This window comes from Thalassotalea marina (genome assembly GCF_014656435.1).
GTDB classification, from domain to species: domain Bacteria; phylum Pseudomonadota; class Gammaproteobacteria; order Enterobacterales; family Alteromonadaceae; genus Thalassotalea_C; species Thalassotalea_C marina.
Genome location: NZ_BNCK01000002.1, coordinates 487,429 through 504,087, shown reverse-complemented (window position 1 = coordinate 504,087; position 16,659 = coordinate 487,429). Strand labels below are relative to the sequence as shown.

General features: G+C 39.5%; 16 protein-coding genes. 9 read left to right on the top strand and 7 right to left on the bottom strand.

The features are described from left to right. Window positions 1-18: 18 nt before the first annotated feature. The 4 genes from IE199_RS05545 to IE199_RS05530 all read right to left on the bottom strand — a co-directional run bounded on the left by IE199_RS05545 (window position 19) and on the right by IE199_RS05530 (window position 2,475). On the bottom strand, window positions 19-591 hold the full coding sequence (locus IE199_RS05545) for a YqiA/YcfP family alpha/beta fold hydrolase (RefSeq protein ID WP_189768097.1): 573 nt from the start codon (window positions 589-591) through the stop codon (window positions 19-21). A gap of 3 nt (window positions 592-594) precedes the next feature. Next, window positions 595-1,350 carry a metallophosphoesterase gene (locus IE199_RS05540; RefSeq protein WP_189768095.1) on the bottom strand — a complete coding sequence of 252 codons (756 nt, stop codon included), beginning with the start codon at window positions 1,348-1,350 and terminating at the stop codon, window positions 595-597. Between the two features lie 6 nt (window positions 1,351-1,356). Then, on the bottom strand, window positions 1,357-1,746 hold the full coding sequence (locus tag IE199_RS05535; RefSeq protein ID WP_229854545.1) for a DUF1249 domain-containing protein: 390 nt from the start codon (window positions 1,744-1,746) through the stop codon (window positions 1,357-1,359). An 87-nt stretch (window positions 1,747-1,833) separates the two neighbouring features. Next, window positions 1,834-2,475, bottom strand: a complete 642-nt coding sequence (locus IE199_RS05530; protein WP_229854544.1) for an NUDIX domain-containing protein — start codon at window positions 2,473-2,475, stop codon at window positions 1,834-1,836. A gap of 175 nt (window positions 2,476-2,650) precedes the next feature. On the opposite strand from IE199_RS05530, the gene tolC reads away from it, so the two are divergent. Next, window positions 2,651-3,979 carry an outer membrane channel protein TolC gene (tolC, locus tag IE199_RS05525; RefSeq protein ID WP_189768091.1) on the top strand — a complete coding sequence of 443 codons (1,329 nt, stop codon included), beginning with the start codon at window positions 2,651-2,653 and terminating at the stop codon, window positions 3,977-3,979. 58 nt (window positions 3,980-4,037) lie between these two features. Here the strand turns inward: tolC and IE199_RS05520 are convergent, their stop codons facing one another. Then, on the bottom strand, window positions 4,038-4,721 hold the full coding sequence (locus IE199_RS05520; protein WP_189768089.1) for a DUF4336 domain-containing protein: 684 nt from the start codon (window positions 4,719-4,721) through the stop codon (window positions 4,038-4,040). 150 nt (window positions 4,722-4,871) lie between these two features. Continuing rightward, a complete protein-coding gene (gene hldE / locus IE199_RS05515; protein WP_189768087.1) occupies window positions 4,872-6,299 on the bottom strand; it encodes a bifunctional D-glycero-beta-D-manno-heptose-7-phosphate kinase/D-glycero-beta-D-manno-heptose 1-phosphate adenylyltransferase HldE in 1,428 nt (475 codons plus the stop codon). A gap of 69 nt (window positions 6,300-6,368) precedes the next feature. On the opposite strand from hldE, the gene lpxL reads away from it, so the two are divergent. Together lpxL and IE199_RS05505 are read left to right on the top strand one after the other, a co-directional pair. Further along, window positions 6,369-7,307 carry an LpxL/LpxP family Kdo(2)-lipid IV(A) lauroyl/palmitoleoyl acyltransferase gene (gene lpxL / locus IE199_RS05510; protein WP_189768085.1) on the top strand — a complete coding sequence of 313 codons (939 nt, stop codon included), beginning with the start codon at window positions 6,369-6,371 and terminating at the stop codon, window positions 7,305-7,307. A gap of 65 nt (window positions 7,308-7,372) precedes the next feature. Then, window positions 7,373-8,053, top strand: a complete 681-nt coding sequence (locus IE199_RS05505; RefSeq protein WP_189768083.1) for a TcpQ domain-containing protein — start codon at window positions 7,373-7,375, stop codon at window positions 8,051-8,053. A gap of 25 nt (window positions 8,054-8,078) precedes the next feature. On the opposite strand, the gene glnE is transcribed toward IE199_RS05505, so the two are convergent. Next, complete coding sequence (gene glnE / locus IE199_RS05500; protein WP_229854543.1) at window positions 8,079-10,961, bottom strand: bifunctional [glutamate--ammonia ligase]-adenylyl-L-tyrosine phosphorylase/[glutamate--ammonia-ligase] adenylyltransferase; 2,883 nt, start codon at window positions 10,959-10,961, stop codon at window positions 8,079-8,081. Window positions 10,962-11,083: 122 nt separating this feature from the next. Here glnE and IE199_RS05495 point away from each other — a divergent pair, with 122 nt between their 5' ends. The 6 genes from IE199_RS05495 to IE199_RS05470 all read left to right on the top strand — a co-directional run bounded on the left by IE199_RS05495 (window position 11,084) and on the right by IE199_RS05470 (window position 16,657). After that, window positions 11,084-12,067 carry a hypothetical protein gene (locus IE199_RS05495; RefSeq protein ID WP_189768080.1) on the top strand — a complete coding sequence of 328 codons (984 nt, stop codon included), beginning with the start codon at window positions 11,084-11,086 and terminating at the stop codon, window positions 12,065-12,067. 23 nt (window positions 12,068-12,090) lie between these two features. After that, a complete protein-coding gene (locus IE199_RS05490; RefSeq protein ID WP_189768078.1) occupies window positions 12,091-12,993 on the top strand; it encodes a DUF350 domain-containing protein in 903 nt (300 codons plus the stop codon). A gap of 14 nt (window positions 12,994-13,007) precedes the next feature. After that, a complete protein-coding gene (locus IE199_RS05485) occupies window positions 13,008-14,729 on the top strand; it encodes a polyamine aminopropyltransferase (protein ID WP_189768076.1) in 1,722 nt (573 codons plus the stop codon). Between the two features lie 109 nt (window positions 14,730-14,838). Then, entirely contained in the window at window positions 14,839-15,252 is a 414-nt protein-coding gene (locus tag IE199_RS05480; protein ID WP_189768074.1) for a YjfI family protein, read from the top strand. A gap of 25 nt (window positions 15,253-15,277) precedes the next feature. Next, window positions 15,278-15,967 (top strand): PspA/IM30 family protein, encoded by a 690-nt coding sequence (locus IE199_RS05475; RefSeq protein WP_189768072.1) that lies wholly within the window; start codon window positions 15,278-15,280, stop codon window positions 15,965-15,967. A gap of 51 nt (window positions 15,968-16,018) precedes the next feature. Next, window positions 16,019-16,657, top strand: coding sequence for a hypothetical protein (locus IE199_RS05470; RefSeq protein ID WP_189768070.1), 639 nt, complete (start codon window positions 16,019-16,021; stop codon window positions 16,655-16,657). Window positions 16,658-16,659 lie beyond the last annotated feature (2 nt).

Sequence of the window (16,659 nt, the reverse complement as noted above, 5' to 3'; positions counted from 1 at the left end):
TTGTGTGGTGAATATGGTTTACTGCAATGCTAAAAAGCGCATCACAGAGGGTAACATGGCTGAGTAGTTTATAAAACTGTGGTCGCCGCCTTCTTGGACTATGAGCTGGGTATTATGATATTTGTCAACCGCTTGCCTATAGTCAAGCACTTCATCTGCTGTTTGTACCATGACCATGTAATTTTGTGTAGCAATATTTTGTTGATACAAGTCGGCCAAATCGTCCATATGACTTGGTTTTACCTGATAAACTTCATCAGTGTAGGGATTAGTTTGCTCACCGATGTAGTCAGTTAGTAACTCAAAGGGGCGAACCGCAGGATTAACTAATACAGCTTTACCGCTATATTTTTCGGCTAAATAACTGGCAAAATAGCCTCCAAGTGACGAACCGACAAAACACCAATTTGCGCTAGGTTCACTATCAACGATTTCCTCTAATTGTTGTATCGCTGCCTTAGGTGAACTCGCTACTTGAGGACAATAAAAATTTACCGATAGTTGCTGCTCTTTAATGTAGGATTTGGTCAACTCAGCCTTCAGCGACTTTGGTGAAGAGTTAAAACCATGAATGTATAAAAGGTTATTCATAAATTAAGCTTCAATGAAAAAGGTTTGTGTTGCATAGTTATCAGCCGACAAGCTTATTTTACGATAGCCAATTCCGATACCCGCATTAGCCACAGTATCAGCTGATTTGTCAAATTGCAGACAAGTTGCAGGACAGCTATATAAAGGGATATTGGCTTTGGGAATAGAAGTTGATATTGCATTATGTACATGGCCACAAAACACCGCTTTTATTTCTGGGCGAGCTACCAAAAAGTCATAAAAGGTTTCTTGGTTTTGTAGACCATGACGATCAATAAAATACCCCACATCAACACAATGATGATGCATCATCAATATTTGCTGTTTACTCTTATCTATTTTACTAACAACACGATTTTGCTCATTCTCGTGCCACAAACCTGCTGGTGTATCACTTTTACTACTCGCTAATTGAATTTGCCAATGAGCTAAATTTATAGTGCGAGTCGCACTAAAAGGCCCCTGCGAGAATGTTTGTTCAAGCAATGCCAAGTCGTCGTGATTTCCAGCAACAAAATAACAAGGTAATTGCCGAGTGACCGCTTGTTGATATGCTTCAACAAATCTTAGATAAGATGTTTTAGTGTGATCTTGAGTTAGGTCACCAGTAAAAACTAAAAATGAAATATCTACATCTTGATTAATTGTAGTTAGCACTTTAACTAAGTTACCAAATACATTGGCACCACAATGCAATTGCTCAATGTCAGCAAACAAATGACAGTCAGAAAATTGTGCAAAATAAACAGTATCAGACATAAACTGCTAACTATGAGACGTTAAGTCAACTTTGGTTTGCCCTAACTGCAAACTCAACTGCAACCACTCTTTTAAAAATTGATTGATTTGCTGTTTTTCGTCAGGTAAATGCATTTTATTGTTTGGATAGTCGTAACGAGGATGAATACGTCCAATATCTTGGTTTTTTATCACTTCTGCCATTCTAGCGTCGTGATACAAACGGATAACCATTTTCGGGCGTAAAAATTTAGATAACTTTGTACCACCTATATCAGCATCTTGGCTCATTGTGATAAGCGACGTATATTTGGTGACCTCATCAACATCAATACGATACGAGAGAAAGTCTGAGATATAAAACTCACGACGCTGCCCTACTTGCTCTTTATCGGCAAGTAAGCGCAATAACATCATGTAATTAACCTCACACAACCCCATCAGATTACTCAAATTGGGACGATAAGGCATATTATTATTCACCAAAGTTGTCATCTCTTTCTTTTAACTAGCTTGCTGGAGTTCCTTATAGTTCAAGGCCAGCCATTGTAACCCAATTACCGTGGCAGCATTAGTAATTTTTCCTTCCTTTAATAAGGATAGCGCATGCTCTCTTGAAACCACATGAGTCAATATATCTTCCGACTCTTCTTCTAAGCCATAAACACCACTAACATTGCTTGAATCAACAGTTGCAACAAATAAATGAATTGCTTCACTCACTCCACCAGGAGTTGATAAGTAAGTCATGACTTTTTGTAGGCTATTTGTACTGATGTCCAAATTAGCTTCCTCTTTTGCCTCACGAATCGCAACTCCCTCAGGGTGTTCCCCTTCTTTAAACATGCCAGCAATAAATTCTAACAACCAAGGATTACCGCCATATCTCACTGCACCAATTCTAAATTGCTCTATAAGTACCACAGTATCTGCAACTGGATCATAAGGGATTAACACTACAGCATCTTCGCGTTCAAATACTTCACGAATTAATACATCAGTTTCACCACCTTGGTATTTTTTATGTGAAACGTGATACTCATCTACAGCAAAAAAACCTTGAAAACAGCGTTTAATGTTGTGAATGGTAAAGTCGTTTCGATTAAATCTTAATAAAGAATTTGAATTAAATTTTTTTTTCATCATGTAAATACGATTAAATATCAGGTACATTAAAGGTAATTCGATCTAGTAGTACACATTTTGTTACACTAGAATGCCTTGGTAAACACTTATTTTATTTAGCTCAAACCTGTGTCAAGGTAGGATAAAAATATAATTACAATAAGCTCTACTAGCATATCAAAGGAATTGCTTAAACATGAAAAAAACAATGACCTCGATCATTATCGGCATTGCCTGTGCTGCTTCGAGCGCAGTAACCTATGCACAAGATTTATTATCGACATATGAACTAGCCAAGGCTAATGACCCTGTCGTTTTAAAAGCTGAAGCTCAATATAACGCTTCAAAAGAAGATATTATTCAAGCACGTTCTGCTCTTTTACCTAGCGTAGATGGCTCTGGTAGCTATACCTTACACAATGAAAGTAAAATTCGTGGTGGTGCGACAACAACAGATAGTGATGGTTTTTCACTGTCACTTAACTTTGGCATGAGCCTATATAAGCACGATAACTGGTTAAAACTTGATAACGCTAAAAAATCTGCACACCAATCTGATTTATCTTATCAAGCGGCTAAGCAAGATTTGATCACTCGAGTAACCAAAGCATACTTCGATGTTTTGCAAGCTAAAGACGATCTTGAATTTGCAGAAGCGGAAAAAGCGGCAATTGAACGTCAACTTGAGCAAACAAGACAACGTCACTCTGTTGGTTTAACGGCGGTAACAGCCGTACTTGAAGCACAAGCTGAGTTTGATAACGCATTAACACAAGTTATTCGTTCAGAAAACGCTGTTTTTAATGCAGAAGAAGCGTTACGTGTCATCACTAACGTTTATCCACGTGACTTAAAAGTATTAGATACTGAAAAATTCAGTGTGTCTCGCCCGTCACCTGATAGTGCAAACGAATGGCAACAAACCGCTGAAGCCAAAAACCTTGATTTGATTATTCAAAAAATAGGTGTTGATATTGCCAAAGAAAATATCAACATTGCACGCTCTGGCCATTATCCGTCACTTTCACTTGGTGGTAAAATCTCTCGTTCAGATAATGAAAACAATTTCACTGATATCACGAGCAAAACACAGTCAGAAAGTTTAGGTATTACATTATCAGTACCTATTTACTCTGGCGGTGCAATCACCAGCTCTGTGCGCAAAGCCCAAAGTAACTTTGTTTCTTCCAGCCAAGACTTACAACGTACTCATCGCGACGTAGTAAGAAATGCACGTAACTCTTACAACACAGTAATTGCGGCAGTATCAGCAATTAAAGCGTTAGAGCAATCGGTTATCTCAGCGGAAAGTGCATTAAAAGCAACAGAAGCAGGTTTTGAAGTTGGTACTCGTACCATTGTTGACGTATTAAACAGTACACGTAACTTGTATAACGCTAAGCGTAACTTATCATCTACACGTTACAACTACATCCAAGCGATTTTAAACTTAAAACGCGCTGGTGGTACAATTAGCGAAAACGATATTCAAGCGATTAACCAAGGCTTAAAAGCAGCTAGTTAATTGCATATCTATTAAAGTAAAAAAGGAGCCGATGGCTCCTTTTTTAATGAAAACGTTTTTAGTTTAACCAATTAAATGAGCGCATTAAAAACTGCTCCGTTTGCTGTTCAATAACCTCACCATGTGCCATCACCAATATGTGTGGCTGCCATGACATAATGGTTGAAAAATGCTTTCTAGCTTTAGATTTTCCGAACATAAAGCTTAGTCGCCAATCAATAGGCATTTTACCGTGTGGCGCAAGTATGCCAGCATACTTAGCAACCCATCTACGCCAACCACTAAAGGTGTGTGGTGAAAAGTTTTCTACTAGATCGGTCACAATTAGAGTTTTCGACAATTGATGAAAAAACACACATTCTTGCATAGCGGGAGAGCCAGTAAACATTTCCTGAACTATGTCATCTTGCCAAGGCCAGGCTCGTTGTTCATTTAAGGAGCCATCAAAGCTGATATCTTTTCGCTTTTTAATTACTTCATCTGTGCCATAAAGCTCGACGTTAAAACTTTCTTGCCAGTCAGATAAAAATAAGTGATGAAGATGATTCGGCGCAATCAAGTATTTTACTTCACCTAACTGTTGAATAAAGGACTTGAGATCATCAGTTAACTTGATGGGACTATGAATCCATAACAAACCATTTGAAAGACGGATAACTGTCATTCTTGTTGAATATGGAAACCCGAGAAACTGAACAGGCGCTCCATCTACAATCCAAATGTTTTCGGCTAACTGACGCATAACAACCAATCCCTTTACGTGTTTTTATTCGAAGTATTGATTAATGACACTATATGATAGGTTTACAAAAGCCTAATAAAGAATGGTTAAAAAATGTTAAAGAACACAAGTATTAGCGTTCAAACAAGCTAACACTTGTGATTTTACGGATTAATCTTCTAGACGAATGGTATTTATGATTTCTGTTGTAGAAATACCTTGTTCAAAGTTAAGCACTTTCACTTGCCCACCAGCAGCAATAACCTCTTTGCCCCCCGCAATATCTTCGACCTTATAGTCACCACCTTTAACTAAGATATCAGGCAGAATATTGGCAATTAATCGCTGAGGTGTGTCTTCTGAAAACGGCACTACCCAATCAACCGCGCCAAGGCCAGAAAGTACCGCCATTCTACGATCTACAGCATTGACAGGACGGCCAGCTCCTTTTAATCGTTTAACAGAAGCATCATCATTAACAGCAACAATCAAGCGTGTTCCTAATTCAGCAGCATTGCCTAAATAGGAAACATGCCCAGCGTGTAAAATATCAAAACAGCCATTGGTCATGACAATTTTTTCACCCCGAGCTTTTGCTAATTCAACAGCAATTTTTAACTGATCTTCAGTCACCACGCCAAAGCCGCTCTCTTGACCAGTCATCAGTGCATTGATCAATTCAGCTTCGCTAACAGTTGATGTACCTAGCTTACCGACAACAATCCCCGCAGCTACATTTGATAGCGCACTGGCTTGTGGTAAATCAGCATCAGCAGCAATGGCCAGAGCAAGGGTTGCAATAACGGTATCACCAGCGCCAGTTACGTCATACACTTCCTTAGCTTGCGTTGGTAAGTGGAACTCTTCTTGGCCTTTACGCAATAATGTCATGCCCTGTTCACTGCGCGTAATCAACATGGCATCAAGATCGAGTGACTCTAACAATCGCTGACCTTTTTCAACAATATCAGCTTCGTTTTGGCAGGCGCCAACGATTGTTTCAAACTCCGACATATTCGGCGTAATAATAGTCGCACCTTTGTATTTACTAAAATCAGTACCCTTAGGGTCAACAATTACAGGAACATTATGTTTTTTAGCTAGTGCGATTAAACTTTCAACGTTAGATAAGGTGCCTTTGTTGTAGTCTGATAGCAACAATACGTCATGTTGAGCGACAAGTTGTTCAACACTTTGCTCAAGTGCACTTTTATCAACCTGGGCTAAAGACTGTTCAAAATCCAGACGAATCAACTGCTGATTTCTGCTCATTACTCTTAGCTTTGTGATAGTAGGTACTTGCTTATCAGAAACAAAACGACAAGCTATATTCATCGCATTTAGATTAGTTGCTAAGGTTTGTGACGCCTCATCTTCGCCGGTAATTCCAGCCAAAGACACTTTTCCGCCAATAGAGGCAATATTTAATGCAACGTTTGCCGCACCACCTGGGCGATCTTCATGTTGATCTATTTTCACAACAGGCACTGGCGCCTCAGGAGAAATACGCTGAGTTGGCCCGTACCAATAGCGATCTAACATAATGTCACCAACGACTAAAACACTGGCATTTTTAAAAGCCGGAATATCTACTTTCATCCTGCAATCCATAAACGATATAATGACGGTAAGTGTAACATATCAAATTCAATGAGTTGACATCTCCCCGTGAGTAAAAATAAAGTTTTACAGCCAAATTTTAAATTATCTTTTCTCTTACCCAAATACTGGCCTACTTGGTTAGGGGTGATTGTCCTTTATACCATTTCGTGGTTGCCCTACAAACTGCAATTGGTTTTGGGCCGTGCCATTGGGCGTTTATTGTATCGTATAGGTAAAAAACGCCGACATGTCGCCAAACGTAACTTAGAGTTATGTTTTCCTGACATGCCAGCGGGTGAAGTTCAACGTATTTTAAAGGTGAACTTCGAAAATACAGGTATTGCTCTTTTAGAGACTGGCATGGGTTGGTGGTGGCCTGAATGGCGAGTAAAACGCAAAGTAAAAGTGAAAGGACTAGAACACTTAGAAGAAGCACATAAAGCGGGCAAAGGTGTACTTTTATTGGCAATGCACTACCTAAGTGTCGAAATAAACTGTCGTGGCATAGGTACAGGTCATCCTATGGTGGTGTTTTATCGTCCACATAACAATCCACTAATGGAGTATTTCCAATTTAGAGGACGCGGGCGATCCAATAAATATATGTTAGGTAAACGAGACGTAAAGGGCTTACTAAAAGCCTTAAATGATGGTGAAACCTGTGTGTACCTACCCGATCAAGATTACGGAAGAAATCGAAGTTTGTTTGTACCGTTTTTTGCCGTACCAGACGCAGCAACAACAACGGGCACACTAATATTTGCGCGCAATAAAAACACGCAATGTCATATGCTTATACCAACACGTAATGACGACGGTTCAGGCTACACCATTGAAATAAAACCTATGCTGGAAAACTTCCCAAGTAAAGATGATGAAGCAGATGTAATTCGTATAAATCAAGAGTTAGAACAAGCTATTTTATATAAACCTGAACAATACATGTGGCTGCATCGTCGATTTAAAACTAGACCTGATCCAGAAGCTCCGTCATTGTATAAATAGCAATTTTTTATTATGGTATATTTATTGTATTAAAAATAAACCCTAGAGCGTTTGAGAGAGCTACTATGTTGTTTTGGATAAAAAACATTGTATTTGCCGCGATATTAATTGCTTTGGCTGTTTATTTAATTGCCAATGAAGAAGAGCTTTTTGGCACATCCAGTACTGACCTACTTACAGGCGCAGAGGAAGAGCCAGCCAAAACTGAGCAGCCCAAGTATAGTAAGCCAAGTTTAAGTGATAAACAAAGCAATGCCGCAGCTGAAGGTTTGTCTCGCTTTTACGCGAATCTCAGAGGTAGCGATGATCCTAGCGACGGACCTAGAGTTAGAAACAACATTGTTTATTTACCTGATCCGTCAGGTGATTTAGAAGAAATTCTTGAAGCCAAACGCAAAATGGTGAGGCCACTACTGAAAAATTGGCGCAGTGAAGTGGAAAATCGTCCTTTTAGGCCGCCCGATACCCTACATCAAAAATTGTTAGCTTATGCAGAGGACGAAGGACTAGACGTCATTTGGTGGTTAAATCGTGACTTTTTGATCAAAGACCCTTTTCGAGTGAACAAAGATATCATAGATACGGCGTATCAACTGGGGCAAGCTATTGAAGGCCACTTTCAAAACGGCCTATCTGTATATTTTTGTTACCAGCATCGCAGCATCGTTTTGATAGACAGGGTAATGTCTTATCTAGATGAAAACTGCACTAAGCTACCACGTAACAATCGCGGCCGAGATTACTAAGCCGCGATATTGTTTATGTGAAGATTTAATCAAACATATACTTTTTAACAACCGAAACCACAGGCTGAGCAAGTTGGTCAAATTGTTCCAAGGGCAAGCTATTGTCTTGGTTTTGCAAGCTCGCTTTATGGGCAAGATCCCTCAGTTGACTATAACTTTCAATTAATTGGTCTCGCTCTTGTTTTGAAATAACATTTAACGTAGTTAATTGACTAAATATTCGTCGATTATCTGAGTAAACTGATAGTTGCGGATATTGATGACAATGTGCCAAAACCATAAACTGCGCTAAAAACTCAACGTCAACCATGCCCCCATTTCCTTGCTTTATATCGCAACTTTGCTCGGTTGACTTGTCTAAGTGGTCTCGCATTTTTTGCCGCATTTCAACAACATCATTTTTCAACTTGCTAACATTCCTAGGTAGAGATAACACTTGTTGTCTTATCGTTTCAAAAGCCCCTTTGATTCCAGCGCTGCCGTAAATGGCTCTAGCACGCACTAGCGCTTGATGCTCCCAAGTCCATGCTTCGTTAAGTTGATATTGTCCAAAAGTATCTAAACTCACCACCAACACACCTGAGTTGCCAGATGGCCTTAATCGCATGTCTAATTCATACAAAATACCGCTGGTCATATTGATGTTAAATATATGCATGATGCGTTGTGCTAACTTTAAGTAAAACTGGCTGGCACTTACCTCTTTTACCCCGTCAGTTACATCATTTAGGTCACATTGATGAACAAACACCAAATCAAGATCAGAGCTGTAACTTAACTCAATTCCCCCCAACTTGCCGTAACCAATAACCGCAAAGCCAGTATCGTCAGGTGCTAAGCTTTTAGGTCGGCCATATCGTTCCACCATTTGCATCCAAGCAATAGCAACAACCTCATTGGTGATTGCTTCAGCAAGTGCCGTTAAATGATCGCTGACCTTGGCAATAGGCATAACACCAACGATATCTGCCGCAGCAATTCTTAACTGCTGTGCTTGTTTAAACTGTCTCAAGCTTTCCATCTGTGCTTCGAGATCGTCTTCGGGAACACGCAATAGCTGTTGCCTTAACTCGTTTTTATAGGCGTCAAGTGCCGGTGGGTTATTGAGCAATTGAGGATCAATTAACTCATCTAAAATGATTGGATATTTAGCGATATGTTCAGCAAGCCATCGACTAGCGTTACATAACTTAACTAAGTGCTTTAATGCCCCTTCATTTTCATACAATAACTCTATGTATGCAGTACGAGTGACAACTTTACTTAAAATCCAAAGTACCCTTTCCAAACAAATATGATCGGCATTAAGTTTTGCAATATGATTAATTACCAATGGCATCAATTTATCAAGTACTTGCCTACCTCTTGCACCAACTGACTTCTTGCTAACCTCTTGTTTAAAATTATTAAGTAATTGCCAAATAGTACTGGCATCCCAGCTCGGCTTTTCCGTGGCAATCCACTCTTCACCATCAGCTTGTTCCCAATTACTGTCCCAAAGCGCGGCCCAAGATATATCTTCCGACTCATGGTGAGGCGTCTCTTCACCAATAAGTAAAATAAACTCTTGATGTACCGAGGTCATCAAGTCATCTAAGTGAGATAACAATGCCTGCCATGACGAATACTGGTCACAGCCTAACACTTGAAGAATACGTATTTGGTCGAGCGGTTTTTCAGGCAAGGTTTGTGTTTGTTGATCATCCAGTGCCTGAATGATATTTTCCAGGCGTCTTAAAAAGCAGTATGCATTAACAAGCACGTTTTTAGTGGTTTCATCAATCGTTTGGTGTTCAACCAATAAAGGCAATACAGTCAGTAAGTTGCGCTCTTGCAATGGTTTTTCACGACCGCCTCGAATTAACTGAAATACTTGAACAATAAATTCAATTTCACGAATGCCACCAGCGCCAAGTTTAATGTTATTAACTAATCCTTTACGGCGTACTTCTTGTGATATCATCATTTTCATACGACGCAAACTGTCTATCACGCTAAAATCAATGTAACGCCTGAAAACAAAAGGTCTTAACATACTCGACAGTACTTTATGGTACTCACCTTCACCAATAAGCCTAGCCTTTAACATGGCATAGCGTTCCCAATCACGGCCTTGCTCTTGGTAATAATCTTCCATCGCATTGAAGCTCAAAACCAACGGCCCACTGTCACCAAAAGGCCTAAGTCGCATATCAACTCGATAAACAAATCCATCTTCTGTTTTTTGATGTAACGCACTGATAAGCTTTTGCGCTAAACGAGTAAAAAACGTGTGATTGTCTAAAGTGCGTCTGCCCCCCTGCGTCTCTCCAGCGTCTGGGTAAACAAAAATAAGATCAATATCTGAAGAAAAATTTAGCTCTTTTCCACCAAGCTTGCCCATCCCATAAACGAGCAGCGGCTGCACTTTGCCAAGATTGTTTGTAGGTTTGCCCCACTTCTGGTAACAAAACTTTGACAACCAATCTAACGCGGCCAGAATCAATTCATCAGCTAAGCTAGAAAGTCGTTGTAAGGATGTTTGTAACGGAATGTCTAAAAGTAAATCAGCAAATGCTAAAGCGACCATGTGCTGTAAGCGAAACAAACGTAATATACGATGCAATGACTCTTCGGTGTCACAATTCGAAGTTTGTGATGCTAGAAGCGATTTGTAATCCAATGCTTCAACATCATAAATAGTGCCAGACAAAAATAAGTTAATGACAATTTCCGGTGCCTGTAAGGCACTTCGGTAAATAAAGTCACTCATCGCAAGCGCACTTTGAAAATCACTTAATTGCACAGTGCTTGCATCACGAATAAAATCTTGGCTCAGATTTGGGTATTGCTCACAGAATTGTTGCCAACATTTGTCTTTTTGTGTCATTAATTCAGGAAGAAGTGCTTTTGATACTTGACGATTCAACTCAGCCACCTAACATGTAAACCAAATAAATAAAAAGTATGACGTCATCAATACAAATCAATAGACATATTATGTCATGAATGTTATTAATGGCGTTCAACCATAGCATTTTTGAGGGAACTATGGCAGAAATGCAATACGCTAAATCATTGTTATTTGCTATTTTGTTGATCTTAGTAGGGTGTTCAGATCCTGTCGAAGATCAAATTAAGCAACAAATTCCAGTGACCGAGCAGCGCATTACTCAATTAGCGACAGCGCTAGAACAAGGTAATGTTAGAAACGCTGTGTTACTAAAAGAGTATGCTAACCAATTACTCGCGAACAAGCCCGAACTAAAACCTTTAATTGATGAGTTTTTAAAAGACTCTACCACTAAAGGACCTATGTATACGGCGCTAGAACAACGGCTATCCACGGTGAAAACCCAGCCACAAATGTTTGCTAGTAGCCAAGCAAGGTTTAATGAACTGGTTAACATTTATCAAGCTGCAGACCCAGTACTTTATTCTGATGCATTAAGTGACCCACTTAATGTGTTGGCTGATATGTCTGATGGCAAGTTGCCTAGAGTTAACGCATTAAGCAAAGATCAAAGCATTGCAGCTAACAAAGCACAAGACTTTGGCATTGGCGAGCAGTTAATTGGTAACCCTAACTATGGCAGCTGGCAAACAGACAGCAGCGGCATGTCATTTTGGGCGTGGTATGGCGTATTTTCTTTGATGGATGATATTTTCGACATTAAAAGAAAACGTACATACTACCATCAGTGGGGTAAAGGCAGAAACTACAGCTATTATCACGATTATGGTAGAACACGCTACAGTTCACCAAGCCAGCTAAATAAACAAACCCAGCTAGAAACCAGAACAAAAAAATCATTTGAAAGCAAAGGACAAAGATTCAACAGTCCTTACAGCAAAAATAAATCTGGTGGTTCTGCTTTATCTGGGCAAAGCCGAACAGCGCAAACCAGTGCCAATAAATTTACTCGCACCTCTACTGCCAAAAGCCAATATGCAAAGAAATCCAGCAGTAGCAAAAATGCCAGTTTTAGAAATAGTAGTAGTAAAACCACACGCAGTTTTCGTCGCGGAAAATAAGAGCAAGAAAGCAAGGAATTAACATGAACACCTTAATTGAAAACATTGGATTAAATGCAGATTTACTGATTTATCTTGCCATAGACATCACAGTCGCCATTATATTGCTTGGTTTTATGAAGTTTATTTCAGGTATTTCCGCACAAGTAAAAGCTAACGACGAGTTAGCTAAAGAAGATAACTTTGCCTTTGGTATCAGTGTTGCAGGTAGTGTTGCAGCACTTGGTATTGTAATGACAGGCGCTATTACTGGTGAAAATGCCAATAGCTACCTGATGGAAATCATTGGTATGTTTTCTTACGGCTTATTCGGCCTTATCTTGATTAAAGTTGGTCGAATTGTTCATGACCGACTGGCATTAAATGAAATAGATAAAACCGAGCAAATCAAAGCCAAAAACGTTACCGTTGGTATTGTTGATGCAGCAAGTACTATAGCAACCGCAATCGTTATTCGAGCGGTTCTGATATGGGTTCATGGTATAGATATTGGTACGTTTGTGGCAATTATTGCAGGCTTTGTCGTATCACAAGCCATGTTGATTTTAGTCACTCGAATCAAAGAAAAACAGTATGCACGTAACAATCAGGGCGATAGCCTACAGGAAGCTTTTGCTAACGGCCAAGTTGCTCTTGCTATTCGCTATGCGGGACAAGTTATCAGTACGGCATTAGCGGTTACAGCTGCAAGTTATTTTATGGTATACAGCCCGGACACTATAGTGACTACACTGTTTGCATGGTTAATCTTTAGTATTGTAATGACTTTACTGGTAGCACTTCTTACTACTATTGCTAAAAAACTTATCTTGTGGGGCATCAACTTAGTAGAAGAAGTTGATCAACAACACAACATTGGTGTCGCAAGCGTAGAAATGGCGATCAGTATATCGATTGCACTTATTTTAACCGCACTAATGGCTTAATTCCTTTCTAAAAAATGCAGTTTAATCGCCTATTCTGGCAAGATTTATTATTGATTTTAACCATGGCCGTGCTTGCCGGCTGTGGTTTAATCTATGAATACTTGCTTTCACATTACGCAGGTCGCGTATTAGGTGTCATGGAAAGTGCAATCTATTCCATGATTGGTTTAATGATCGTTTCTATGGGGCTTGGCGCATTCGCCGCGCGCAAAATCAAATGTGCTTTTAATGGTTTTGTATGGCTGGAATTGACCGTAGCCTTGATTGGCACCACCGCAATATTAATGATTTCTGGTATTGTCGCTTTTACTCAGTTGCTCCCCCAAATTATTGCGGACACTTATGCGATACCACCTGACGCCACACCAAGAGGAGGCTTGTTCAAGCAACTCACTTGGCTCGCATTAAAAACGCCTTATTTTTTTGGCTTTATCTTAGGCTTTCTTATTGGCATGGAAATCCCCCTTATTGCCAAAATACGTGAACATATTCACCAGAAGCACCTTGAGAACAACTTAGGTACCATTTACGGCGCCGATTACATAGGTGCAGGCATTGGCGCGGCAATTTGGGTAACATTTTTATTAACAATAGATATTAGTAAAGCCAGCGCATTAACCGCAGCTCTTAACCTACTTGCAGGTGCAGTGTTTATTTTTGTTTATTGGTCAAAGCTAAAATATCGCCTGACATTAGTTTCTGGTCATATTTTATTGTTAATTGGCCTAGTACTAATTTACTTCAATGGTAACCAGTGGCTGAATCAAATGAGTAATTTGCTTTATTTAGATAAGGTTGTTCACTCAGAAAAAACGGTTTACCAACAAGTGACAATTACCGAAAGGCGACTGGGAAACGAACAGCCGTCTATATTTAATTTATATCTCAATGGCCGATTACAATTTTCGTCTGCAGATGAACACATTTATCACAGTTATTTGGTTGCGCCAACGTTAGAAGGTTCAGCAAGGCAAGAAAACATTTTAATTATTGGGGGGGGTGATGGCCTAGCGCTGCGTGACGTTTTAACTTGGCACCCCAAACAAGTGACACTTGTTGATTTGGATAAAGCCCTTGTTGATTTATTTAAAGCACCCAAAGAAACTTTAGAGCCTGGGCTAGCGCGCAGAATTACAGAGCTAAACCACAATAGTTTAAGTCATCCAAACGTAAACCTTTTACACGGTGATGCTTTTATCGTCATTGACGAATTACTGAGGCAGGGAAAAGTTTACGACAGCATTATTGTTGATTTACCTGACCCAAGTCATCCTGATCTAAATAAACTTTATTCAGTTAACTTTTATGCCAGACTTAAACAATTACTCTCTGGCGACGGATTGATTTCAGTACAATCCACTAGCCCTTATCATGCTAAAAACGCTTTTATTTCGATAGGTAAAACGATGAAAGCCGCTGGGTTTCTGCACGTCGAACAATATCACGATAATGTACCAAGCTTTGGTGAATGGGGCTGGACTATTGCGGCTAAGGCAGGTTTATCCGCTCGACAAAGATTGTCACAAAAACATCAGTTTTCACGGCCGCAAACATGGCTTACACTGCCAATGTTGCTTGGCTCATTTGAATTTGCCGAAGGGTTTTATCAGCAAATTAGTGAAATACCGATAAACTATTTGGGTAGTCATGCCATTTATCAGTTACACCAACAAGCGTGGCAAGATCAACAAGGAATACACAGTGCATTTATGCACCAAGAACAAAATAAAAATTAATCGACAAGTTACTTGACATATTATGTCTCAGTGTTACATTTAACAGCACGACATATTATGTCGAGATAAGTTAACACAACTTATCGCCAATTAACGGATGAGGAATAACATGAATATTCATAAAATTGCCAATCACTTAAATGCATTAGCAGATAATTCAGAAACTGGTATGGTATTTGACTGTCAACCAATTTCAGGTGAAGTTGATGTATTACAAATAAGCGTTATCGGTCGTGAAGAGTTACCGATATTCGTGTCTGTAACCGACGACCAAGTACTTTGTATTACCTATCTTTGGGGTGAAGACGAAGTGGTTCCTGAAAAGAAAGCGGATATGCATGAAGCAATGTTAGAAATGAATATTCCATGTCCATTATCATCTTTTTCAAAAATTGGCGATAAGTATGTGATATTTGGTGCCTTATCTATCTCATCATCGTTCGAAGATATTGAACATGAACTGGCAGTGCTAAGTAACAACGCACTGGAAGTTATCGATGATATGAGCGACTTTTTACTTTAAATAGCCAACACACTGGAGTATTACTATGAGCATTTTTAAAAAGATTATGACCGCGATCCGTGGTGGTGCCACAGAAGTTGGCGAAGCTATCGTGGACGCTAACTCAACTCGAATTTTTGAACAAGAAATTAGAGACGCCGAAAACCACTTAACTCGTGCTAAGCGTGACTTAACAGGCGTTATGGCTCAACAGATGGCCGCTAGCCGTGAAGTTGACCGTATTAAACGCGAAATTACTGAACACGAAGGTTATGCTGTGCAAGCACTTGAAAAAGATGATGAAACCTTAGCTTTAGCAGTAGCAGAAAAGATTTCAGCATTAGAAAGCGAATTGAGTGCACAACAACAAGCACTAGATAGTTTTGAAGGCAACGCAAACCGCTTAAAAGACTTAGTTAAGAAAAGTGAGCGTCAAGTACAAGAATATAAACGTCAACTTTCTATGGTAAAAACCACAGAAAGTGTACAAAAGGCAACATCAGCAATTACCGACAACTTCTCATCGAGTAATTCAAAGTTGTTAAGCGCAAAAGACTCATTAGAACGAATTAAAGCTAAGCAACAGAAGTTTGATGATCAACTGAAAGCTGCTGAAGTTTTAGAGTCTGAAAACTCAGACAACTCACTAGAAGCCAAGTTAAAAGCAGCTGGCATCGGTGGCACAGAAAACAGTGCAAACAGTGTGCTTGAGCGCTTAAAAGCAAAACAAAAGTAAAATAGATAAGGCCAATTAGTTAACCGCTAATTGGCCTTTTAGGTACAGACCATGAGTTTCTTCAAAAGTATTTTTAATAAAGAAAATCCACAGCGCACCATTTCTAACGTCAACGACCTAATGGTGAAGGATATTATTCAAATTAATGACAGTTTTGCCCTGCCTACCGTGTTGCGCGGTCAACAGTTTCAAATATCAGCTATCAATAGTTATGAATATGAACACAAAACAGAAACGGAATGGGTATTATCAGGTAATGATGACAGCGAAATCTTCCTTAGCTTAGATGTTGACGACAAAACCTATTTAAAGTTCTCTTTAAAGATTCACCATGAAGATGTTGAAACCTTATTTGATTTGGACCAATTTTCTACCATTTTTGATGAACCTGGAGAAGCAAATCTTGATCGAATCGACGATAACGGGCACACTTCGGGTTGGAGCGATACCCAATATCAACAATCGGTATTTGCTCGTGTAGGTTATTTTCACCGTAAAGATCACCGAACAGCTTCCTTATCTCCCTACGAAGGTAATGACGCTGGCGAACAGTTTGAACTTTATCAATTATTGAATCCCGAGCAAACTAAAGGGGTTGAAGCTGAAGTTTGGAGTGATGGTGATACTGATATATTTTTAACCTTCTACCGTGAAACAACCGATATTGTAGATATGTTCCCAGGAAGTTAATT